This is a genomic window from uncultured Boseongicola sp. (genome assembly GCF_937988555.1).
GTDB lineage: Bacteria > Pseudomonadota > Alphaproteobacteria > Rhodobacterales > Rhodobacteraceae > Boseongicola.
Genome location: NZ_CALJXO010000140.1, coordinates 1 through 21,052, shown reverse-complemented (window position 1 = coordinate 21,052; position 21,052 = coordinate 1). Strand labels below are relative to the sequence as shown.

Genomic DNA, 21,052 nt, shown 5'->3' with positions numbered 1-21,052 from the left:
TCATCGGGACTGCCTGCAAGCGCGCAGTCGTTCTTTGCATCCAACGTGACCGACCCGGCCGCGGGCGTGGATCGGGGATCGACGTCAGGCATCCGCAAGCTGGACGCACCGACGGCCTTTCTCACTTTTGATACATATGGCTCAGAAGACATAGGCCCAAATATTCTGGGCCTAGGTTATGTCCAGCCTGACATGGCTTTTAGCGGCGACCAGCTTGATGTCGTTGGCGTCATCGCGGGTCCGTCCGCCGAGGACAGCCTGGAATTGCGCGCAGGCGGCATCGGTTATCGCTTCCCGGCTCTTGGTACGCGCACCGAAGGGATCGCCTACCTCTCGTATGCCAACATCGCGCTTGGCACCGAAGCCAATCTTGCGTTCGATGTATCGGGGACGCTTTCTATCGGTGCGGTTGGTATACGCCATACCGCCGAAAGGGAAAACGACGCGAAACTTACGTCGACCGCCGAAGTCATAGCACGGCGCGCCACGGGCACAGCGTTTGGGACGCAGGTGATTGACGAAGACCTGCGCCTTTTGCGTGTTTCGACCCTATACCAACAGGGCCTGCCAAATCTGTTTCAGCGTCGTTTCGCAGCCGCCGTCACAGTCGGTTTGGATGCGTTGGGCGCGTCCGAGACTTCCAATGGCCAGGCCTCGACTCCGGGCGCAACATCCGAGTATTTACGCGCATCCTTCAGCGCGGAAACCTCTATTCCCTTGTCCGAAATGTGGGTCGCCAACGCTGGCATCATCGGACAATGGAGCACGGACAGCCTCCCGGTCTCGCAACGCTGCGGCTATGGCACAAACTCCTATGCCCGAGGCTTTGATCAGACTTATGTCCTTGGCGACCAATGCATCGGCACACGGGTCGAGATGGCCTATAACCTGCAAGCCCCGGAACGCACTGATACCGGCTTTCTGTTCACACAGGCCTATCTTGGCGTCGACGTCGGGCGGTTTTGGAACAATGCAAACGATGTGGTGCCGTCGCGCACCGACCAATGGTCAAGCGGGTCCTTGGGCGTGCGAACCATCCAAGGCAATTTTGTCGGCGAGGCCGTCCTGACGCATATCTTCGACAAACCCACTGGCGTGGCACCGCAGGAACGTACCCGGTTCTGGGTTCGCGCAGGGTATCGGTTCTAACCAGCTCCTGCTTTCCGTTCGCCGGAAGAGCGCCGGCTTCCAGCGTATGAAAAGGCGGCGCAGTGACGAACAGGTCCGGCACACATTCACCAATCATGGGAGAATGGAAGACTAAGACAGTCCGAATATGCGATGGCCCTGCTCTTCAATGCGCCGCCACCTAAATGGCTCGCATGCAAATGTTGCAGGAATGTTTGAATTGTTTGTTTTTTCGAAACCAAAACGGATTGCGGATCACGTCTTTTCAAATAGTCCGGAGATCGAGGCTTTGATCTCATTTGGCACCACGTCCGAACCGAAGCGGCGCACAAACAGGTTTATCGGAGTGCGAAGCGTATTTTCAGAGTGCTCGGGCTGCTCATAGAGACGGGCAGACACATAGTGCAGATGTTTCAAAACAGCGACAGCGCGCGGGCGACTTAAAACAAGTGCGACACCTCGGGCACGCAGCGACGGGCTCACCGGATCCGAAAACAACGGCTCAAAAAACACCGCAGCAAGGGGGCTCGCCTTGTAAAGTTCGCTCCGCACTGCTGCCAATTCGCGGCGTCGACCGGCAGCCATCAAGGCCTGGCAGAGCAATACCAGAACATAAATATGGTGCTGGGATCCTTTGATGCTCAGGTGTTTCGCCTGAGTAAGGCTTTCGATCGCCGCGTCTGTATCTCCTACAAACCCACGCAACTGACCCACGATCGATAGGGACGACGCGACTGACCGACACTTCGGCAAAGCGTCAGACGCCAGCTGCAAAGCCAGACTTTTGTATCCGCGGTCAACAAAGTACAAAAGTTTCGCGGCTATTATGGCCAACTCGGGACGCGATTGCGCATAATCCAGGGAACCAAGCACCAACTGCTCGATCTCGGCTTCGTCCACCGCGCAACTGTCTTCCCCTTTGTAGAACAGGTCGCGTCCACGCGTGACGTATTTGGTGTGAAGGTGCGTTGCATACATAAGCATAATCGAGGGATCGTCGGGATGTTCTGCACGCAAAGTCCGAAGGCGCAAATCGTTTTGCGGCCACGATATTTGAGCGTTGTCAGCCTTGTTTCCAGCCTCGTGCATGGCGACGGGCAAAGGCACATGGTCTGTCCCGGTTTCTGTGTCCGCCTGCCACGCTTTTGCAAGTAATAAAGGCGCGATCCGCGCGGCATAAGCCTGTAAGGCAGCCCCGTTGCGCACAAACGGCGCAATATCAAATCGAGTGACATAGAGAATACGATTAGAATGCGCGGATTTCGCACTCACCACGCATTCCATTTTCCCACCATCGCGAAAAAAGGTAAGATGGACGGCCAACGAGTGACCGGCCACTGCCGATCCGCTGTCCAGCCCAAAGTCGGCCTTAACCACCACGTTTTGATCAGGCCCCAGCAGCCCGCGAAGCTGTTTGGCAAAGTGTTCGGCCACCACCTGATCAAAACCAGGGGCATCCGAAAGCAAATTTGCGCCTTGCACCGGGCCAACAATCAGAAAAACATCGCCAGGGTCCCGCGCAACCGGGCCAGTTTTCGCAACCCAAACGTATCCCTCACCGTAGCGTGTCGCGATAAAACGCGGCTCTTTCGGGTTGTCGCCAAGTTTGCGGCGGATCCGATTGATCAGAAAATCAATATTGCGGTCGTTCTTCTCCGAACCCGTCTCACTCACCGCATCAAGCAATTGGTTGCGCGTCAGCAAACGCCCCGCGCGCTCAGCCAAAGCACCAATCGCCCGCGATTCAGATCGCGTGAACGCAATGAAAGACCCATCAGGGCAATCCGCCTGCGAAAAATCTTGGTTAAAGCGGACATCCGAGTTTTTTGGATCAGAGTTCATCTATTTCTTCATTGCAATTTGAAACCCGGTTCTAGCATTTAATCGAGATAATTCAATTGGTTCACACACACAAACCATCGGTAAATCAGTGCGGCATATGGCGCGCCTGACACTGCCGGTTCTTCGCCCCCTAAGCCAACCAAGTTGTAGAAAATAACGCTAAAGCGGCCAAAAGATCAGGATTGCAGGCATCGCAACCGCGACGACAAGCACCTCAAGAGGCAATCCCATGCGCCAATAGTCCCCAAAGCGATAGCCTCCGGGACCAAGGATGATTGTATTGTTCTTGTGCCCGATCGGCGTGAGAAACGCGCAAGACGCCGCAACTGCTACCGCCATAAGCCAGGCATCTGGATTGGTGCCCGTTGCCGTCGACAACCCGATAGCAATCGGCGCCGCGATTAGCGTTGTCGCAACGTTGTTGAGGAAATCGGAAAGCGTCATTGTGACGACCATCAAAACCAAAAGCGAAACCCAAGCCGGGAACCCTGCAGTAACCGAAAGAATTTGAAACGCAATAAGTTCAGCGCCGCCCGACTCCTCGAAAGCCGCGGCAAGCGGGATGAGGCTCGCCAACAGCACAATGACCTTCCATTCGATCGAGTCATAAACCTCGCGGCCCGACACAAGCCCGACCGCAATGAACCCAATGACCGCAGCCGCAAGCGCGACCGGCAGGGAACTCCAGCCCAACACGGCAACGCCTATCGCCGCCAGAAAAATCCCGACGGAAAGACCCGCCTTGGATCGCTGAACGACCTGCGTCGCACGTCCTTCAATCGGAAGCACACCAAGCCAGGAGGCCGCAGCGGCGTTGCGTTCCGGCGTTCCCAGTAGCAAAAGTACGTCTCCGGGTTTGACTGTCAAAAGCCGGACCCGATCGCGGAACCGCTTTCCGTTCCGCGACACGCCCAAAAGCGTAACCGAATGCAGATGTAGAAGCTTCAGTCCGCGCGCCGTGCGTCCGGCAATGCGCGCGCCGTCCGGGACAATAGCTTCCGTTAACGTCAGGCCACCAGAGGTAACGCCGCCAGAATGCTTCTCAGAACCCGAGAACTCCAGAGCGCCCTTGCCCATGAAAACTTCGATGGATTTGGGCTCTCCCTCAACGACGACAAAGTCCCCAGCGCGTATATCCTGACGCGCAGCAAATCCCGGCAGCCTTTTGCCGCGTCTGACAAGTCCTAGAATGTGCAGGTCATGCTCTTCCGCAAGCGGATAAAGATCGCCGACAGTTATGCCTTCTGCGAGCGTTTTCTCACCAACAAGAAGCTCTGCGATGTAGCGCCCCTTGGCGAACTCCGCTTCCTGCTCATGCGCACCTTCCCGTTTCGGCAGAAATCTCCAGCCTATAAGCGAAACGAACGTGATCCCAACGATGGCGACCGCGAGCCCCACCGGGGCGAAATCAAACATGCCAAACGGCGCACCAAGCGCGTCCTGTCGATATACGGAAATAACTATATTGGGCGGTGTCCCGATCAAAGTGATCATGCCACCCAAAATCGTCGCGAAGGAAAGCGGCATCAAAGTCTGACTGACAGCTCGTTTCGCTTTCGCAGCAGTTTCCACATCAAGCGGCATCAAGATCGCCAATGCGGCCACATTATTGATAATCGCAGACAGGCCCGCGCCGACAATCGCAATGATCGCAATGTGAAACGGAAGGGGGCGCTCGGCATCCAGCAAACGCGACGCCAGTTTCTCGATCGCGCCCGATCCGACCAGTCCGCGCGAGACAATCAAAACAAGCGCGATGATCGCAACGGCGGAATGCCCGAACCCGGAAAAAACCTTGTCGGATGGCACCAATCCCAATGCAGCCGCCAATACAAGCGCTCCAAACGCCACAAGATCATAGCGAATACGCCCCCACACCAGCAGGACGAACAGCACTGCGAAAATTCCGAAGATAAGTGTTTGATCACTTGGCATGAACAAACATAAATCACGCGCGTCGCAGCAAAGGTAGGGAAATCTCCGGTCCATATACCGCCTTTTTTATAGCAAGCGATCTCCGGCAGCTGCGAACCGGGCCCCAAATCGCCGCATGCCAAAACATGGGTTTGCAAGGACGCCAAAAAAACTGCTTTCTGTCCCGGCGACTCCCCGTTAGCGTGCGGTCAGGGAGGACTAATAATGAAAATAATGAATACACTTTTGTCAGGCGCCGCGTTTGCGTTTGTCGTTACTCTGGCTGGCCCCGCCGCCGCACAGGATTGCCCGCGCGGTGATCTGGATACGCGCTTCTGCGACGTCGACGGCGATCTCGTTGCCGACATCCCCACAGATCCAAGCGAGTGGGTCGATCCTGATACGCTGATCTTTGCATATACGCCGGTCGAGGATCCGGCCGTTTATCGCGATGGCTGGCAGGAGTTCATGGACCATCTGACTGCAGTTACTGGAAAGAAAGCAGTAAATTTCCCTGTTCAGTCGAACGCTGCTCAGATTGAAGCCATGCGCTCGGGCCGTTTGCACATCGCGGGTTTCAACACCGGTTCGAATCCGCTGGCTGTAAACTGTGCCGGCTTTCGCCCCTTTGCGATCATGGCGTCCGACGATGGGCATTTCGGCTACGAGATGGAAATCATCACCTATCCGGGATCCGGAATCGAAGGCATAGTGGATATCAAGGGCAAGCAGCTTGCCTTCTCCTCGCCCACGTCCAACTCGGGCTTCAAGGCGCCGTCGGCGATCCTGAAGGGCGACTATGATATGGTCGCTGACCGTGATTTCGAACCCGTCTTTTCGGGCAAACACGACAACACGGTTCTGGGTGTCGCCAACAAGGACTATCAAGCCGGTGCTGTCGCCAACTCGGTCATGAAGCGGATGCTCGCGCGCGATGTGATCAAAGCCGAGCAGGTCATATCGATCTATAAGTCGCAGACCTTCCCGACGACCGGATTCGGCGTGGTCCACAACCTGCCACCAGATCTTCAGGACAAGATCCGCGAAGCGTTCTTCAGCTTCGACTGGGAAGGTACGGCGTTTCAGGCCGAGTTCTCGAAATCGAACGAGGCGCAGTTCATCGATATGAACTACATGGATTTCTGGGACGTGATCCGCAAGATCGACACGGCCAATGGCGTCAGCTACGCCTGCGAATAATCCTTGATGGGGCGGGCCTTAGGGTCCGCCTTTTCCAACAACAGTACTTGGGGTGGGGAGGCTTTCATGCTGCGGCTTGAGAAGCTCGTAAAAACGTATAAAACAGGCGATCAGGCTTTGAAAGCGGTCGATCTGGACATCCCGGAGGGTCAGGTTCTGGCCCTGATCGGCCCCTCGGGCGCTGGTAAATCCACCCTCATTCGCTGCATCAACCGATTGGTCGAACCGACCTCGGGCAAGGTTTACCTCGCCGATGTGGAACTCACCGGCCTCTCTTCAGGCGCGCTGCGCCGCGAACGTCGCCGCATGGGCATGATCTTTCAGGAATACGCGCTGGTCGAACGCCTGTCCGTCATGGAAAACGTTCTGTCCGGCCGCCTTGGCTATGTCGGATTCTGGCGCAGTTTTCTGCGCCGGTTCCCACAGTCGGACGTCGACGAAGCCTTTCGTCTTCTGGATCGCGTGGGCCTTGCCCATATGGCCGACAAGCGCGCTGATGAACTCTCCGGCGGTCAGCGCCAACGTGTCGGCATCTGCCGCGCCCTCATTCAAAATCCCGCCGTCTTGCTGGTCGACGAACCCACCGCTTCGCTTGACCCCAAAACATCGCGCCAAATCATGCGCTTGATCTGCGAGCTGTGCAAAGAACGTGGCCTTGCTGCGATCATCAACATCCACGACGTCGCCCTCGCGCAGATGTTCGTGCAGCGCGTCATCGGCCTGCGCTTTGGCGCCGTTGAATTCGACGGTCCGCCCGAGGGTCTGACACCCGAGGTCCTGACCACAATCTACGGTGAAGAAGACTGGGAAGCGACCATCGAAGCCGTCGACGACGACGACGACGCGGTGGCCGCTCTATGAGTGACATCGCCTTCGAAATCGAGACCCGCGCCGGCAAACCGTGGAGAAAACCCGCCTTCGTGCAGCGCCCGTGGTTGCGCTGGGCTCTGATCGGCGGATTCGTCGCCTATCTCATCGCCTCCTATATGACGACCGAAGTCAACTGGATGCGCGTCTACGAAGGCCTCGATCGTGGCAAGAAATTCGTCCTCGCGTTCACCTCGCCGGACTTCACATCGCGCTCGACAGATATCTATTGGGGTATGCTTGAAAGTATTATTATGACCGTCGCGTCCTCGGTCGTGGGCATCGCCATCTCAATCCCCATCGCACTTGGCGCCGCCCGCAACGTCGCCCCTTTGCCGGTCTACCTCATCTGCCGCTCGATCATCGCCATCAGCCGCGCGCTGCAAGAGATCATCGTCGCCATCCTCCTGGTCGCCATCTTCGGATTTGGCCCCCTCGCGGGCTTCCTCACCCTCAGCTTTGCCACCATCGGATTCTTGTCGAAACTGCTGGCCGAAGACATCGAGAGCATGGACAAGGTGCAGGCCGAAGCGATCAAAGCCTCCGGCGCACGCTGGGCCCAATGGATCAACTATGGGGTCCAGCCGCAGGTCATGCCGCGCCTCATTGGCCTGTCGATGTATCGCCTGGATATAAACTTCCGCGAAAGCGCGATCCTTGGCATCGTCGGCGCGGGCGGCATCGGAGCCACCCTGAACACCGCCTTTGACCGCTACGAATACGACACGGCAGCGGCGATCCTGATCATCATCATCGTCATCGTCATGGCGCTTGAATACCTGTCCGGCATCATCCGGGCGAGGGTGCAATAATGCCCACGAAAAACGCAGGTGATCTCAAACTCTGGCAACGCCGCACCCAGCGCGAAAGTCTGTTCCACTGGGTTCTCTGGCTCATCGGCATCGTGATCTTCGCCTATTGCTGGCAACGGATTTCGGATTCGACCACGTGGTTCTTTGTCTGGGATGCTCCGCGCATCGCCAACGACATCTGGACCCGCGCCACGCCGCCACGCTGGGAATATATCACCCAACTGGGCAAGCCGATCTGGGACACGCTGAACATCGCCACCTTGGGCACGATCTTCGCGCTGATCCTTGCGGTGCCCGTCGCCTTCCTCGCGGCAAGCAACACCACCCCGTCTCGCTTCCTCATTCGCCCCATCGCGCTGCTGATCATCGTGTCGACCCGCTCGATCAACTCGCTGATCTGGGCGCTTTTGCTCATCGCGATCATTGGCCCCGGCGTTTTCGCAGGCGTCATCGCCATCGCGATCCGCTCGATCGGCTTTTGCGCCAAGCTTCTCTATGAAGCGATCGAGGAAATCGACGAAAGCCAGGTCGAGGCGATCAAGGCCACCGGGGCCTCGCGCTGGCAGGTCATGGCCTTTGGCATCGTGCCGCAAATCATGCCAGCCTTTGCGGGTATCGCCGTGTTTCGCTGGGACATTAACATCCGCGAGTCGACCGTCCTTGGACTGGTTGGCGCCGGTGGTATCGGCCTGCAATTGTCGTCCTCGCTCAACGTGCTCGCGTGGCCCCAGGTCTCGCTGATCTTGCTGGTGATCCTTGTGGCGGTCATCATCTCCGAATGGGTGTCCGCGAAGGTTCGAGGCGCAATCATTTGATCATGGAAGAGGCGTTTGCGGCTTATGAGGCCGTACGGCATCGTTTGCCTGCCGGTACCCGTTCGGCAGCATGTCAAGGCCTTCCCGATCTCGATGCGCTTGCCGACGATGTAGACGTTTTCCTTCTTGATGCCTTCGGTGTTCTCAACATTGGCGAAACAGCAATCCCCGGCGTGCCCGAGCGCGTGGTGGGCCTTCAAAAGGCCGGAAAGCGCGTCATCGTTGTCTCAAACGCCGCCGGATATCCCCATTCAAACCGATGGAAAATACGCGTGCCTCAGATATAATTTCGACCCCGAAGACGTGATCACCAGCCGCAAAACACTGCTCAATGCGCTTGCACAGGGCTCCCCCACTTAAATGGGGCCTGATGGCCGCCGAAAGCCTCGGGCGCGAAGATATCGAAGCCTTCGACATGACCTACCTGGCCGAGGACAGCGCGCAGTATGATGCCGCTGAGGCCTTCGTCCTGTTGGGAAGTGCGGTTTGGACCGAAGTCCGCCAAGACTTGCTGGAAGCATCCCTCAGACGCGCACCCCGCTCTGTCTACGTCGCCAACCCCGACATCGTCGCGCCACGCGAAACAGAGTTCTCTACAGAACCCGGAGCTTTCGCGCATCGCTTGGCCGATGCAACCGGGATAGAGCCACAATTCTTTGACAAGCCCTTTGGTAACATCTTCGACCTTGCCTTCGCGCCGTTGGGAAAGGTCGACAAAGCCCGCACATTGATGGTCGGCGACAGCCTGCACACGGACATTTTTGGGGGGCAAGCCGCAGGCCTGAAAACCGCGCTTATCGCGGACTACGGTTTTTTTGCGGGGCACAATGTGGCCGACCCGATAGCCGCGTCAAGGATCGAGCCAGATTACATCCTCAAGCGTCCTTGAGCACGAACTCACACTTAAGGCTGCTCGACAACTGTTCTGGCGCCCACATGGGCCGCCCAATGCGAAATCGCCTCCATCGCAGCAACCCAGGATAGAATATCCAGTGTCCAGACCGTCTCATGGCTTATTTCGATCCCAAGCTCATGCAGAAGATCCTCCACATTTCGCAGCGAAAATAGGAACCGGACGTACAGCATCACCGCCGGGCGAATGATCTCGGGGCTGGTTTTGAAGTAGCGAAATGGAGAGCGTTTTGTCAGGCCGCGAAGCTAGGTCGCCACCCCGCCCGACTAAAGTCAGTTTCCTCTGACAACACAGCTGTACGCCATTCGGATCAGTATTGTTCGGTCAGACTCGTGGAATCAAGGCGAAGTCTTGCTCAACCCAAGCACATCCAACATGTCATACTCGCCCGGTTTTCGGCCTAGCCCCCAAAGAGCGGCCTTGAGTGCGCCGCGGGCAAAAAGCGCGCGATCGCTGGCGATATGGCGTAGGATGATGCGTTCACCTGCAGCGGCGAACATAACATCATGTTCGCCAACGATATCGCCACCGCGAATGGCGGAAAATCCGATATGGCCGCGCTCACGTTTGCCGGTGATTCCGTCGCGGCCCCGGTCGGACACAGCGTTCAGGTCAACGCCACGCCCTTTTGCTGCGGCTTCGGCCAGCATCAGGGCAGCGCCTGAAGGGACGTCAACTTTTTGATTGTGATGGCTCTCGATCACTTCAATGTCGAAATCTTCGTCCAGAGCCGCAGCGACCTGTTTGGTCAGTTGCAAAAGCAGGTTCAGGCCCAGGCTCATATTACCGGCGCGGATGATCGTGGCGTAGCGCGCGGCGGGTTTGAGTTTGGCAATGTCGTCGTCGCTCATCCCTGTGGTGCCTATCACATGCACGGCACGGGCCTTTGCGGCGAGGGCGGCAAATTCCACCGTGGCTGCGGGCGTCGTGAAATCGATCACGGCATCGGCTGCAGAAAATGCCTCTTGCGGATCATCGGTAACGGTGATGCCAAGGGCGGCCCCGCCCATGGCCGAACCCACATCATACCCGACCCACGCGTGGTCTTTGCGCTCAATAGCGCCCGACAGCCGCGCCTGATCGCTGGCCTGAATAGTGCGGATCAACATCTGGCCCATGCGGCCCGATGCGCCGGTTACAACAATGCCGGGAAGTTGTTTCATGCTATGCGCCCCTTTGTCTACGCGGTGATGTAGCGCAGGGGAGCGGGCGGCGTCCATCGCGAAGTTTTGCGGAAACGTTGGTACGGTGGACTCGTCGCTTCGTAAATCGGTTGAGAGGTCTCAGAACCAGGCGCACATTTAAAAACATGTTTCATGACGGACACGGCGCATCACTACAGGAACTACGCGTGGGCGAGCGCATCCGTAGGACGTCTGTCCGAGGTGTTGTCGCACGGCGATGCGCGCGGCCCGGAACTGGACCGCCTGTCGGCGAAGTGTGCGAGGTGCGCACATTTTCCGACCTGAAAGTAGCGACCACTTGTTTTCTGACGCTTTGCGGGGCGGGCAGACTCTTCCATATTAATATTCGTTTTGCTTACTGCTGACTGCGTCAAATTCATCCGACGCACTATTTCGCAGACGCTGCCAACACCACAAAACGCGGAAAAGATCTCCTTTTTTGGCTTAGGTTTGGATAGAACATGCGCTTTAGGTTATGATATTGATAACTTGAATTTAATATATGGCATGGAACTTAAACAGCGCTTTAATTTTGAACATAGCGGAGGCTAGGATTTGAAGCTACTTTTTGAAATTGAAGAGTATCGTCGCCGTGTTGCCCAGGTCAAAGAGGCGATGCGTGCCAAGGGTATCGAAGTGTTGCTGATTTCGAACCCTGCCAATCAATTCTACGTCACTGGTTATGATGGATGGTCTTTTTACACACCTCAGATGGTTGTTGTTTCGTTAGATGCAGAGGAACCAATTTGGTTTGGCCGCAAAATGGATGCAGTTGGCGCAAAGCTTACGGCGTTTATGGGGGACGAAAATATCATCGCATATCCCGATAAATATGTTGGCACCCCTGATCTTCATCCGATGGTATATCTAGTTGAAGTCCTGAAGAATAAGGGCTGGCATAAAGGAAGAGTTGCTGCAGAACAGGACGACTACTACTACACCGCAAAATGGAACCGTATTTTGACCAATGGGCTTGGGCAAGGGGAATTCGTTGATGGGTTTCTTCTGGTAAACCATGTGCGGATGACAAAATCGGCGCAAGAGATCGAATATATGAGGCAGGCGGGCCAAATCGCGACACTGGCAATGGACAGCGCCCGCAAACTAGTGCGCCCCGGGGTTCGCCAATGTGATGTGATGGCAGAAATCTATCGTGTGACGACGTCTGGAACCCCCGAGTTTGGTGGCACCTTTCCGTGCAAGCCGCCAAACGCGATGGTCGGCGAAGCGGCTTCTGCGCCGCATTTGAGCTGGACAGATGCTCCGCTTGAAGAAGGTGAAGTTTTCTACATCGAAATGGGTGGCGTCCGGCATCGCTATCACACACCGCTTTCGCGCTGTGTCTATGTTGGCAAGCCCCCTAAAGAGCTGGTCGACACCACAGCAGTCATTCGCGAAGGGCTGGAAGCTGCACTTGATGTGGTCAAGCCGGGAGTTGAATGTCAGGAGATGGCAAAAGCATGGGAAAAGGTGATCTCGAAGCAGGGCATCGAAAAGGATAGCCGGATTGGTTATCCGGTGGGCATTGGTTTTCCACCAACTTGGGGCGAACTCACTTGTTCGCTACGTGCAGGTGACACAACAGTGATGGAAGAGAATATGACATTCCATTGTATTCCGGCACTTTGGCTCGAAAAGTTCGGCCTGGTTGTCAGTGAAACATTTTTGGTGACCAAAAGCGGCGCGAACACGTTTTCCGACTGCCCGCGCGAGTTGCTGACGAGTTGACATAGCGGAGCATGTAGTGGGAGCTAATGTGAGAGATTTCATCTACCCGCTTTCCACTTTACTGGTCGTGACCGTGCTTTGGTAGGCTGCTATCTACTTATTCAATGTTCCGGCAGTGTCAGATTAAACGGATCTGCTCGTTCTATCGCCGCCCTGAGCGTTTAAGCTCGGACATAATTTCTTTGTTTGTTTAATGATCACCAAACAAAGTGCCGCGAAAGCGGCCGAAATTCCTCTCTAAACTCTGACAGATGAGTTTAATCTGACAGTCCAGTTTTTTATCATCATCCGAAGTTAGACAGATGCCCTGCCCGTCTTAATCAAGCGTCCTCTAACAGCACCCTTTGCGTCTAAAATCGCGCTCGCGGATCATCAAAATCAACCGCAAAGCGACGCGGCATGAGTCCGGACTGGAACCACGTCAGAAAGCTGTGGATCGAGTATACAGGTAGCCCCGTTTGGAGCCGGATATCAGCCGCATACGGAACCATATTCGTGCATTCCAAAATAATTGCTCCGGTCTGTGGATGCATGCGCGTCAGAGTGGCCGCCGCATCCAGCAAATCAGTGCGGCATGCGGCGAAATCAATCTCTTGCTCATCGCCTAAAACAGCGCGGGTGAATTCTTGACCGGCGTCTGTTCCAACCACCGGTGTGTCGGCCGGCACACCTGCGGCCTGCAGATGCGCACGCCCTAGGGTCGCCTCGGAAATCGTAAGGATTGAGACATGGCGTCCGGGCGGCAACGTAGCTTGTACCATCGGTGCCTGCATCAACGCAGAGGTTGCCACAGGAACACCTAAAGCCGCTGCCATTTCATCCTGCAACAACGCCAGAAACCCGCAGTTGGTCGCAATCCCGTCGCATCCCATATCGACAAGATCACGCCCAGCGGCGATGAAATCATCCATACGCTCGGTCGGGTCGCCACGCACGATATTGTCTGGCGTGGCACCGCGGACAACACGATAGTGGACTGGAAATGGCCAACTCAGTGCATTGCCAATATCGCCAGGGATCCGCGGGAATCGCGTTTCCAACATAAGAATGCCAATCGACGCGCCGTAAACCGTTTTGCCTCCAAGTGTCTTTGTCATCTTCAGCCTGCTTGGACATAGATATGGGAAAATGCGTCTCGAACCGAATGTGTGGCGTCTTTTTTGCGGGTCTCTATGTGACATCGGAGCGCGGACGAGCTTGCCTTCAAATCGCGCGCGATCATGCCCGCGAGGATCACACGATACGCCGCCATGCGCCCTTGCGCACTGTCGTGGATCTTCAGGCCGATCATTCGGACATACCGGATGCACCCCGTGATATTGGCCAGCATCTGCTCCAACTCTGCATCGCGAGACAGGCGTACAAGCGCCACGTGGAACGCTTCATCCGCCTCCGGAATCCGCAGCCTGTTATTGGTTCGATCATAAAGCGGTTCTGCCGCATCAAGGTTGGCGACAAGCTCGGCGAACTGATCTTCGCTGGCGCGCGCCACCGCGTTGCCGCGCACTCAATGGCGGCGCGGGCTTGGTACAAATCAAGAATGCGCTCGGGTGTAAGGGACCGGCAAAAGAACCCCTGCCCCCCAGTGACCCTCAAATACCCTTCAGATACGAGCCGGTTCAACGCCTCTCGCAATGGCGTGCGGCTGACCGAGACAAGGCCCGCCATCTCACCCTCGCGGATACGCTCATCTGGCTTGATTTTAATCTCAACCGCCATCCGGCGCAGTTGCGCAGCCAGACGGTCTACATTTTTTTCGGGCATGGCAGTTCCAGTTGGACGGCTTTGGTGGCACCGTGAAAGATCAGCTTGAGTTATGTAAGATATATTAGCCTGTATACAGAAAGTAATACTTCCCTGCAAAGGACCTCTCCCATGTCGAACCAAATGAATGGCGCCGATGCGCTTGTGGAAATGCTCAAGGCTCATGGCGTGCGGCATGTGTTTGGGTTGTGTGGCGATACCTCGCTGCCGTTCTACGATGCGATGAGGTCGATCGGCAAAGACATCCGCCATGTCCTGACCCGCGACGAGCGTTCCGCGACCTATATGGCCGATGGCTATGCCCGCGTGACGGGGCGTCCCGGCGTCGCCGAAGGGCCGTCAGGTGGTGGGGCAACTTATATTCTGCCAGGTCTGATAGAAGCGTCGGAAAGCTCATATGCTGTGTTGGGCATCACCACCGATATCTCTGTTGGAACGTATGGGAAGTATCCGTTAACCGAGGTAGATCAAAACGCGTTGATGCGGCCACTTACCAAATGGAACACCGTCATTGTCCAAGCCGCGCATATTCCCCGTATGGTTCGCACTGCTTTCCGCGCGATGACCACAGGGCGGTCGGGGGCGGCGCATATTGGTCTACCCTATGACATCCAATATGACCCGGTAGACCCGGCTGACATATGGGCCGACCCCAAACACCAAAGCTTTCCTGCATATCCACAAGGGCCAGAACCGGGAGCGGCCGAGGAGGCGATTGACGTGATACTGTCGGCCAAATCACCTCTGATAGTTTGTGGTGGTGGCGTCGTGATCGCAGGGGCGATGAATGAGTTGGCGCGGCTCGCCAACAGGCTCGACATTCCAGTTGCGACGTCGATTTCTGGGCAGGGATCGCTGGCGGACACTCACCCGCAATCCCTAGGTGTCGTTGGTTCAAACGGTGGCACAGATGAGACATGGGATGCGATGGAAGCCGCAGATCTGGTAATTTTCATGGGCTGTCGTGCAGGGTCCACCACAACTGCCCGGTGGGAGGCGCCCAAACCCGGTGCGCGGATCGTGCATTTTGATACTGACCCGATGGTGATCGGCGCGAATTACCCGACGGAAGTTGGCGTGGTGGGAGATCTGCGCTTATCATTGGCTGCAGTGAATGCAGCGCTTGATGCGCGGGGGCTAGGTGGGACGACCTTTGGCGGCGCCAAAGCTGTAGCCGACATCAAAGCGCGGAAATTTGCCCGGTTCCAATACCTGGCAGACAGCACCGAGGCCCCAATCCGCCCTGAACGCGTAGTCGCAACCCTCAGTCGATTATTGCCTGAAGACGCCACAATCGTCTCGGACCCGGGCACCAGCTGCCCTTATTTTTCCGCCTATTACCAACAGGCGCGGTCCGGTCGGTTCTTCATTACAAATCGCGCCCATGGGGCACTTGGGTACTCCATGTCGGCGTCGCTTGGCGCATGGTTCGGACGGCCCGAATCGAAGACCGTCGCATTGATGGGCGACGGGTCTTTCGGGTTCACCTGTGGAGAGTTGGAAACGGTAACGCGTGTGCGGGCAAATATCACCTACGTGGTCTTTTCCAACGCGAACTTTGGATGGATTAAAGCCAGTCAGATGGCTGACAAGGGCGCCCGGTATTATAACGTCGATTTCAATCGCGTCGATCACGCCGCCGTTGCTGCGGCCTACGGCGTGAAATCCTGGCGCGTGGAGGACCCCACCACACTGCATGCGGTTCTGAAAGACGCGATCGACCACGATGGCCCGACGCTGGTCGACGTGATCGCCCAACCGCTGGAAGAGTCCGCCGCACCGGTGCGCCGTTGGATGGGCTGACCCGCTACTTCGCCGCCAGATCAAGCGTGGCCCGATATTGCTCAAGCTCCTCCAGTAGCAGGTCCAGAAATTCTTGCCCCAAGGCTGACAAGGGCCGGTCGCGCGAAGTGATGACCATCATATCCATCATGATCTGTGGACGGAATGGCCGGACGACGACCCCGCCGGCTTCATCAAAATTTAGGGTAAACGGATCAAGGAGCGCAACGCCTATGCCTTCCTTCACAAAGCTCAGCTTGTTCTTGAACAGGTGTGTGTGGATCCGCGTGCGCCAAGGAACGTCAGCATTTTGAAACGCCTCGCGTGTGCGGCGGTGCGTCATATGATCGGGGCCCATGACGATGAAGGGCTCGCCCTCTAAAAGCTCTGGGGTCAGGACATCGTACCTGGCCAGCGGGTTTTCAGGGTGCATCGCCAAAAGTGTTTCGACACTAAAAGGGTAGTGCTCGAAGGCGTCATACAACAGTGGCATTTCGCACACACCAATCTCGAAAAGGCCCGCCATCACCCATTCCTGTATCTTCGAGGAATATTGCGACTGGAAAGAGATCGACATATCGAGCCGACCCTGCGCGAAGCGCGCTATCAGTTTGGGTATGAACCCGAATGACATGGCGTGTTGCGACGCGACCTGTAGCTGACCACCCTGCTTGTTCTGCAAGTCAACCACGGCTTGCGACACGTGATCGATGCCGCGCACGACGGTATCGACCTCCTGATATAAAACCCCAGCCTCGGGCGTCGGGATCAAGCGGCCCTTGACGCGCGCGAAAAGCTTGAAGCGGGTTTCACGTTCCAGCTGGGCCAACAGGTTCGAAATGCCGGGTTGCGAGATGCCCAAAAGGGCGCCGGCCCCTGTGACGGTGCCGGTTTCATAAATCGCGTGGAAGGCTTGCAGCTGCCGAAATCGAATAGACATGGAATAAGGGTATCATTTCTTGTGATGGATGCATCACAATTCCGTATTTGAAATGATGCCACCCTCTAGGCACGGTGGACCGGCTAAGGGGAGCACATGTCGGAATTAGATCAAAGGGTGACAGGTTTCGCACTTTGGCATCTTTCGGTGCCAGTCAGCGCTCGGCGGGATCACGGTATTGGATCGGTCGAACATGCGGTTGATTTGGTAGTGTTGCGACTGACATCCGAAGGTGGTGTGAAGGGCTACGGAGAGGCGTCGCCCTGGGTTGTGTTCACAGGTTCGGCCGAAGCGACATTTGCCGCTCTTGATCGCTATATGCGCCCATTGGTTTTGGGACGCCGTGTCGGGGATCACGCTTCGATCATGGCGGATGTCCAAGTGGCTGTCGCACATTGCACCGAGGCAAAGGCGGCGTTGGATACAGCACTGTTCGACCTGAGGGCCCGAATCGCAGGCGTACCCGTCTGGGCGCTGCTTGGCGGGCGGTTCCGAGACCGAATTCCGCTGTCTTGTTCGATCGCAAATCCCGATTTCGATAAGGATCTCCAGCTGATGTCACGGCTAAGCGAGGATGGTGTGCGCATCATTAAGCTGAAAACCGGCTTCAAGGACCATGCGTTTGACATCATGCGATTGGAACGCCTGCGTCAGGATTTTGCTGATTTTGAGATTCGCGTCGATTACAATCAGGGCCTGCATCAGGACGTGGCGCTGGCCTGTGTCCGCGATGTGGCGCAGTTTCAGCCGACCTTTATCGAACAACCCGTCAAGGCGCATCTGCGCGATCTGATGGCGCGGATTCGCGACAGTATTGATGTGCCGCTGTTGGCCGACGAAAGTGTGTTTGGGCCCGAAGATATGCTGCAGGCAATGGGTCAGGGATTGGCTGACGGCGTATCCATCAAGATTATGAAATCAGGCGGGCTGACCCGGGCGCAGACGGTAGCGCGGATGGCCCATGCAGGCGGATGGTCGGCTTATGGGGGCGACATGTTTGAGAGCGGATTGGCGCATCTGGCAGGCGCCCACATGATCGCGGCAACGCCAGAGATCACTCTTGGCTGCGAGTTCTACCAAGCCAGCTACTTCCTGACGGACGACATTCTAGCAAACCCATTCCCCGTTGAAGATGGGAAAGTGGTGGTGCCGGATAGCCCTGGACTTGGCGTTGATGTGAACCCGCTCGCACTGGAGCGTTTCTCGGTCAACCGCGCCGGGCTCGCGGCATGAGCGCAAAACCTCATACAATCGTGATTGGCGCGGGTATCGTTGGTGTCTCAACCGCAATCTGGCTGCGCCGCGCTGGTATCGAAGTGACATTGATCGACCGGGGCGCCCCAGGTCAGGGGACATCTTACGGAAATGCGGGTGTTCTGGCCAATTGCTCAATGGTTCCTGTGACTGTCCCCGGTCTGATCCGCAAAGGGCCAAGATACGCGCTTGATCCAAATTTTCCGCTGTTCCTGCGCTGGTCCTATTTACCAAGATTGCTGCCTTGGCTGGTGAAATATCTGGGGCATGCCAATGACGCGGACACCCGTCGAATTGCCCATGGACTAACACCAATCGTGTCTGACGGCGTTGAGCAGCACCACGCACTAGCCGATGGCACCAAAGCTGCGGATTGGATCGTCGATAGCGACTATACGTTTGCCTATGCCGACCGCGCCGCGTTTGAGGCTGACCGCTATGTCTGGGGCCTGCGGCGTGAGGCGGGGTTCGAGCCTGACTTGATCGAAGGTGGCGCGGCACGCGACTATGAGCCGAACTTGGGTCCCGCTGTGGGCTGCCTAGCGGTGATGAAAGATCACGGGTTTATCCGTGATCCAGGGGGATATGTTTCTGCATTAGCTGTGGAATTTCAGAATCTTGGCGGCATGTTGCGTCAAGCTGAGGTCAAGGATTTTTCGTTCACAGATGGCAAAGTCAGTGCGGTCGAAACCACTACGGGCCCGATCTCCTGCAGCGACGTCGTTCTAGCCACGGGCGTGTGGTCGAAACCACTGATGAAGAGGCTCGGCCTAACGATCCCGCTGGAAACCGAGCGTGGCTACCACGTCGTCTTTGAGGGCGCAGATGGTGGTCCCGCTATGCCGATCATGGTGGCCGCCGGTAAATTTGTGGCAACGCCGATGGCCGCCGGCCTAAGATGTGCAGGTGTGGTTGAATTTGGCGGGCTAAAGGCTGGACCTTCAGCCGCTCCCTTTGCGCTGTTGCGCAAAGAAGTGAAGAAAGCCTTTCCCAATCTGCGTGCTAAAGGCGAGATTGAGTGGCAAGGCCACCGCCCGGCCCCAGCTGACAGTCTGCCACTGATCGGGCAAGTCAGTGGTACGGGCGTATATGTAGGGTTTGGCCATCACCATATCGGCTTGACCGGAGGACCAAAAACTGGGCGCCTTATTGCACAGATGATGACTGGCCACCGCCCCAATATGGACATGGCCCCTTACGACCCCGCGCGTTTTGCGCGGGCCTAACCAACAAAAGACCAAAAAGTCAGCAAGGAGAAAAAAATGAAGATGTTGAAACTGACAGTCGCAACTGCGGCAGTTGCTGTCGCGGCGCCTGTATTCGCCGATACGTGGGATATGCCGATGGCTTATTCCGGATCGAACTTCCATTCGGTCACAGGCGCGGAGTTCGCTCAATGTGTGACGACAGGCACAGGCGGCGACATTGAGATTGTGACCCATCCGTCCGGCTCGCTTTTCGCCGGCGCGGATATCAAACGCGCGATCCAGACTGGTCAGGTCCCGATTGGCGAGCGCTTGCTGTCGGGCCACCAGAACGAAGATGCGCTTTTTGGGTTTGACTCGATCCCATTCCTTGTCGGGTCTTTCGACGAACATGCGATGCTCTGGGAGGCCGCAGAGCCAACCATTTCCGAGCTGTTGGAAAGCCAGAACCTGCACCTCCTCTATTCGGTGCCGTGGCCGCCGCAGGGCCTCTATTTTAACCAAGAGGTGAACACCGTCGCTGATATGGCCGGCATCCGCTTCCGTTCGTACAACAACGCGACCAACCGACTGGCCGAGCTGACCGGCATGCTGCCGGTGACCATCGAAGCAGCTGAGATTAGCCAGGCTTTTGCAACTGGTGTCGCCTCGTCGATGGTTTCGTCCGGGTCCACAGGTTATGACCGCCGCGTTTGGGAGAGCCTGAGCCACTTCTACGAAGTCGATGCATGGTTGCCGCGCAACTATGTGATGGTGAACGCTGATGTCTGGACCGACACGTCCGAGGCTAACCAGAACATCATCCGTGGCTGTGCCGGGATCGCCGAATATGCAGGCACTTGGCGCGCGCGTGAATATACTGGCTTTACCCTGCAGGGCCTGCGTGACGGCGGGATGACCGTCGCACCCGCGGGCGATGCGTTGATGGACGAACTACGTGCCATTGGTGAAACGATGACCACCGAATGGCTGGAGGCTTCCGGTGAAGAAGGCGCCGCCATCGTCGAAGCTTACCGCGCCAAAGCAGCTGCAGCGCAGTAAAAAAATCTATCGAGTGGGGGCGCCAGATGAACGGCGCCCCCACTCATTCTCGAATTATGAGGCAGCCCCATGACAGAAGAAACTGGCCCGCTACGGACGTTGCTGGATTGGCTCTACAAAGCCTCTGGCGTGGCCGCAGCACTTTGCCTTGTGGCGATCTTGTTACTGATTGTCGCGCAGATGATTGCCCGCTGGACCGGCGAAATCTTTCCAGGCGCGCCCAATTACGCGGGCTACTTCATGGCCGCCGCCAGCTTCCTAGCATTTGCCAGCGCCCTGAACCGAGGCGCTCATATCCGTGTGTCGATCCTACTGAACGCCGTAAACCCACGCATCAAATGGGCGCTAGAGGTCTGGTGCTTCGGCATTGCGACCACCATTATCTGGTATTTCGTATATTACGCTTATTGGTTCACTTTTTGGTCGTGGAAATTCAACGAGGTTAGCCAGGCCCAGGACGCCACACCACTATGGATCCCCCAATCGGTCATGGTTTTGGGTGGCGCAATTCTGGGTATCGCATTTCTGGACAATCTCGTTGCGGTCGTTTTCCGGGGTAATCACCGGATTGGCCGCGATCTTGTCGATCAAAGCTTCGGGGAATAGGCCAATGACCGAACTTTACGCGATCGTTCTGTTCCTATTCGTTCTCTTTCTACTCTT

The 21,052-nt window shown here is 56.6% G+C and carries 19 protein-coding genes and 3 pseudogenes; 14 read left to right on the top strand and 8 right to left on the bottom strand.

Features of this window, described 5'->3' with window-relative positions; translation table 11 throughout:
* Window positions 1-1,149, top strand: a 1,149-nt coding sequence (locus tag Q1B15_RS07595; RefSeq protein WP_299752456.1) for a ShlB/FhaC/HecB family hemolysin secretion/activation protein, incomplete at its 5' end; no start/stop codon positions are given.
* 234 nt (window positions 1,150-1,383) lie between these two features.
* On the opposite strand, the gene Q1B15_RS07590 is transcribed toward Q1B15_RS07595, so the two are convergent.
* Both Q1B15_RS07590 and Q1B15_RS07585 read right to left on the bottom strand, forming a co-directional pair.
* A complete protein-coding gene (locus Q1B15_RS07590) occupies window positions 1,384-2,970 on the bottom strand; it encodes a helix-turn-helix domain-containing protein (RefSeq protein ID WP_299752453.1) in 1,587 nt (528 codons plus the stop codon).
* A 159-nt stretch (window positions 2,971-3,129) separates the two neighbouring features.
* A complete protein-coding gene (locus Q1B15_RS07585) occupies window positions 3,130-4,905 on the bottom strand; it encodes an SLC13 family permease (RefSeq protein ID WP_299752459.1) in 1,776 nt (591 codons plus the stop codon).
* Between the two features lie 204 nt (window positions 4,906-5,109).
* Here Q1B15_RS07585 and phnD point away from each other — a divergent pair, with 204 nt between their 5' ends.
* The 6 genes from phnD (at window position 5,110) to Q1B15_RS23380 (ending at window position 9,467) form a co-directional block, all read left to right on the top strand.
* Window positions 5,110-6,084 carry a phosphate/phosphite/phosphonate ABC transporter substrate-binding protein gene (phnD, locus tag Q1B15_RS07580; RefSeq protein ID WP_299752450.1) on the top strand — a complete coding sequence of 325 codons (975 nt, stop codon included), beginning with the start codon at window positions 5,110-5,112 and terminating at the stop codon, window positions 6,082-6,084.
* 66 nt (window positions 6,085-6,150) lie between these two features.
* The gene (gene phnC, locus Q1B15_RS07575) at window positions 6,151-6,945 is read left to right on the top strand and encodes a phosphonate ABC transporter ATP-binding protein (RefSeq protein WP_299752447.1); all 795 of its coding nucleotides are present in this window, start codon (window positions 6,151-6,153) and stop codon (window positions 6,943-6,945) included.
* Window positions 6,942-7,763 (top strand): phosphonate ABC transporter, permease protein PhnE, encoded by an 822-nt coding sequence (phnE, locus tag Q1B15_RS07570; protein WP_299752444.1) that lies wholly within the window; start codon window positions 6,942-6,944, stop codon window positions 7,761-7,763. Before phnC ends, phnE (Q1B15_RS07570) begins: the two co-directional genes overlap by 4 nt.
* Entirely contained in the window at window positions 7,763-8,578 is an 816-nt protein-coding gene (gene phnE, locus Q1B15_RS07565) for a phosphonate ABC transporter, permease protein PhnE (protein ID WP_299752442.1), read from the top strand. The genes phnE (Q1B15_RS07570) and phnE (Q1B15_RS07565) overlap by 1 nt, the downstream gene beginning before the upstream one ends.
* Before the next feature lie 2 nt (window positions 8,579-8,580).
* Window positions 8,581-8,865: a hypothetical protein gene (locus Q1B15_RS23385; RefSeq protein WP_366141691.1), complete on the top strand. Its 285-nt coding sequence runs from the start codon at window positions 8,581-8,583 to the stop codon at window positions 8,863-8,865.
* Window positions 8,866-8,948: 83 nt separating this feature from the next.
* On the top strand, window positions 8,949-9,467 hold the full coding sequence (locus tag Q1B15_RS23380; RefSeq protein ID WP_366141690.1) for an HAD hydrolase-like protein: 519 nt from the start codon (window positions 8,949-8,951) through the stop codon (window positions 9,465-9,467).
* A 110-nt stretch (window positions 9,468-9,577) separates the two neighbouring features.
* Here the strand turns inward: Q1B15_RS23380 and Q1B15_RS07555 are convergent.
* Both Q1B15_RS07555 and dapB read right to left on the bottom strand, forming a co-directional pair.
* Window positions 9,578-9,664 (bottom strand): annotated as a pseudogene (locus tag Q1B15_RS07555) (IS6 family transposase); the annotation flags it as partial.
* A 165-nt stretch (window positions 9,665-9,829) separates the two neighbouring features.
* On the bottom strand, window positions 9,830-10,654 hold the full coding sequence (gene dapB, locus Q1B15_RS07550; RefSeq protein WP_299752439.1) for a 4-hydroxy-tetrahydrodipicolinate reductase: 825 nt from the start codon (window positions 10,652-10,654) through the stop codon (window positions 9,830-9,832).
* Between the two features lie 146 nt (window positions 10,655-10,800).
* Between dapB and Q1B15_RS07545 the strand changes: the two are divergent.
* A pseudogene (locus Q1B15_RS07545) lies at window positions 10,801-10,971 on the top strand (ribosome-binding factor A); the annotation flags it as partial.
* 259 nt (window positions 10,972-11,230) lie between these two features.
* Window positions 11,231-12,403: a Xaa-Pro peptidase family protein gene (locus Q1B15_RS07540; protein WP_299752436.1), complete on the top strand. Its 1,173-nt coding sequence runs from the start codon at window positions 11,231-11,233 to the stop codon at window positions 12,401-12,403.
* Between the two features lie 350 nt (window positions 12,404-12,753).
* Here the strand turns inward: Q1B15_RS07540 and Q1B15_RS07535 are convergent, their stop codons facing one another.
* The 3 genes and pseudogenes from Q1B15_RS07535 to Q1B15_RS07525 form a co-directional block, all read right to left on the bottom strand.
* On the bottom strand, window positions 12,754-13,500 hold the full coding sequence (locus tag Q1B15_RS07535; RefSeq protein ID WP_299752433.1) for an aspartate/glutamate racemase family protein: 747 nt from the start codon (window positions 13,498-13,500) through the stop codon (window positions 12,754-12,756).
* A 2-nt stretch (window positions 13,501-13,502) separates the two neighbouring features.
* Window positions 13,503-13,910 (bottom strand): FCD domain-containing protein, encoded by a 408-nt coding sequence (locus Q1B15_RS07530; RefSeq protein ID WP_299752430.1) that lies wholly within the window; start codon window positions 13,908-13,910, stop codon window positions 13,503-13,505.
* 119 nt (window positions 13,911-14,029) lie between these two features.
* A pseudogene (locus Q1B15_RS07525) lies at window positions 14,030-14,122 on the bottom strand (GntR family transcriptional regulator); the annotation flags it as partial.
* A gap of 156 nt (window positions 14,123-14,278) precedes the next feature.
* On the opposite strand from Q1B15_RS07525, the gene Q1B15_RS07520 reads away from it, so the two are divergent.
* On the top strand, window positions 14,279-15,970 hold the full coding sequence (locus tag Q1B15_RS07520; RefSeq protein WP_299752427.1) for a thiamine pyrophosphate-binding protein: 1,692 nt from the start codon (window positions 14,279-14,281) through the stop codon (window positions 15,968-15,970).
* A 4-nt stretch (window positions 15,971-15,974) separates the two neighbouring features.
* On the opposite strand, the gene Q1B15_RS07515 is transcribed toward Q1B15_RS07520, so the two are convergent.
* On the bottom strand, window positions 15,975-16,889 hold the full coding sequence (locus tag Q1B15_RS07515) for a LysR family transcriptional regulator (protein ID WP_299752424.1): 915 nt from the start codon (window positions 16,887-16,889) through the stop codon (window positions 15,975-15,977).
* Between the two features lie 96 nt (window positions 16,890-16,985).
* Here Q1B15_RS07515 and Q1B15_RS07510 point away from each other — a divergent pair, with 96 nt between their 5' ends.
* From Q1B15_RS07510 to Q1B15_RS07495, 4 genes are all read left to right on the top strand, one after another.
* On the top strand, window positions 16,986-18,122 hold the full coding sequence (locus tag Q1B15_RS07510; RefSeq protein WP_299752421.1) for an enolase C-terminal domain-like protein: 1,137 nt from the start codon (window positions 16,986-16,988) through the stop codon (window positions 18,120-18,122).
* Window positions 18,119-19,369 (top strand): FAD-binding oxidoreductase, encoded by a 1,251-nt coding sequence (locus Q1B15_RS07505; protein WP_299752418.1) that lies wholly within the window; start codon window positions 18,119-18,121, stop codon window positions 19,367-19,369. Before Q1B15_RS07510 ends, Q1B15_RS07505 begins: the two co-directional genes overlap by 4 nt.
* Before the next feature lie 36 nt (window positions 19,370-19,405).
* Window positions 19,406-20,389 carry a TRAP transporter substrate-binding protein gene (locus tag Q1B15_RS07500; RefSeq protein WP_299752415.1) on the top strand — a complete coding sequence of 328 codons (984 nt, stop codon included), beginning with the start codon at window positions 19,406-19,408 and terminating at the stop codon, window positions 20,387-20,389.
* A 69-nt stretch (window positions 20,390-20,458) separates the two neighbouring features.
* On the top strand, window positions 20,459-20,995 hold the full coding sequence (locus Q1B15_RS07495; RefSeq protein ID WP_299752412.1) for a TRAP transporter small permease subunit: 537 nt from the start codon (window positions 20,459-20,461) through the stop codon (window positions 20,993-20,995).
* Window positions 20,996-21,052 lie beyond the last annotated feature (57 nt).

Bases quoted from the DNA above. Each gene is read 5' to 3' on its own strand.
- Q1B15_RS07590 (WP_299752453.1), bottom strand. From the start codon at position 2,970: ATGAACTCTGATCCAAAAAACTCGGATGTCCGCTTTAACCAAGATTTT.
- Q1B15_RS07585 (WP_299752459.1), bottom strand. From the start codon at position 4,905: ATGCCAAGTGATCAAACACTTATCTTCGGAATTTTCGCAGTGCTGTTC.
- phnD (WP_299752450.1), top strand. From the start codon at position 5,110: ATGAAAATAATGAATACACTTTTGTCAGGCGCCGCGTTTGCGTTTGTC.
- phnC (WP_299752447.1), top strand. From the start codon at position 6,151: ATGCTGCGGCTTGAGAAGCTCGTAAAAACGTATAAAACAGGCGATCAG.
- phnE (WP_299752444.1), top strand. From the start codon at position 6,942: ATGAGTGACATCGCCTTCGAAATCGAGACCCGCGCCGGCAAACCGTGG.
- phnE (WP_299752442.1), top strand. From the start codon at position 7,763: ATGCCCACGAAAAACGCAGGTGATCTCAAACTCTGGCAACGCCGCACC.
- Q1B15_RS23385 (WP_366141691.1), top strand. From the start codon at position 8,581: ATGGAAGAGGCGTTTGCGGCTTATGAGGCCGTACGGCATCGTTTGCCT.
- Q1B15_RS23380 (WP_366141690.1), top strand. From the start codon at position 8,949: ATGGCCGCCGAAAGCCTCGGGCGCGAAGATATCGAAGCCTTCGACATG.
- dapB (WP_299752439.1), bottom strand. From the start codon at position 10,654: ATGAAACAACTTCCCGGCATTGTTGTAACCGGCGCATCGGGCCGCATG.
- Q1B15_RS07535 (WP_299752433.1), bottom strand. From the start codon at position 13,500: ATGACAAAGACACTTGGAGGCAAAACGGTTTACGGCGCGTCGATTGGC.
- Q1B15_RS07520 (WP_299752427.1), top strand. From the start codon at position 14,279: ATGTCGAACCAAATGAATGGCGCCGATGCGCTTGTGGAAATGCTCAAG.
- Q1B15_RS07515 (WP_299752424.1), bottom strand. From the start codon at position 16,889: ATGTCTATTCGATTTCGGCAGCTGCAAGCCTTCCACGCGATTTATGAA.
- Q1B15_RS07510 (WP_299752421.1), top strand. From the start codon at position 16,986: ATGTCGGAATTAGATCAAAGGGTGACAGGTTTCGCACTTTGGCATCTT.
- Q1B15_RS07505 (WP_299752418.1), top strand. From the start codon at position 18,119: ATGAGCGCAAAACCTCATACAATCGTGATTGGCGCGGGTATCGTTGGT.
- Q1B15_RS07500 (WP_299752415.1), top strand. From the start codon at position 19,406: ATGAAGATGTTGAAACTGACAGTCGCAACTGCGGCAGTTGCTGTCGCG.
- Q1B15_RS07495 (WP_299752412.1), top strand. From the start codon at position 20,459: ATGACAGAAGAAACTGGCCCGCTACGGACGTTGCTGGATTGGCTCTAC.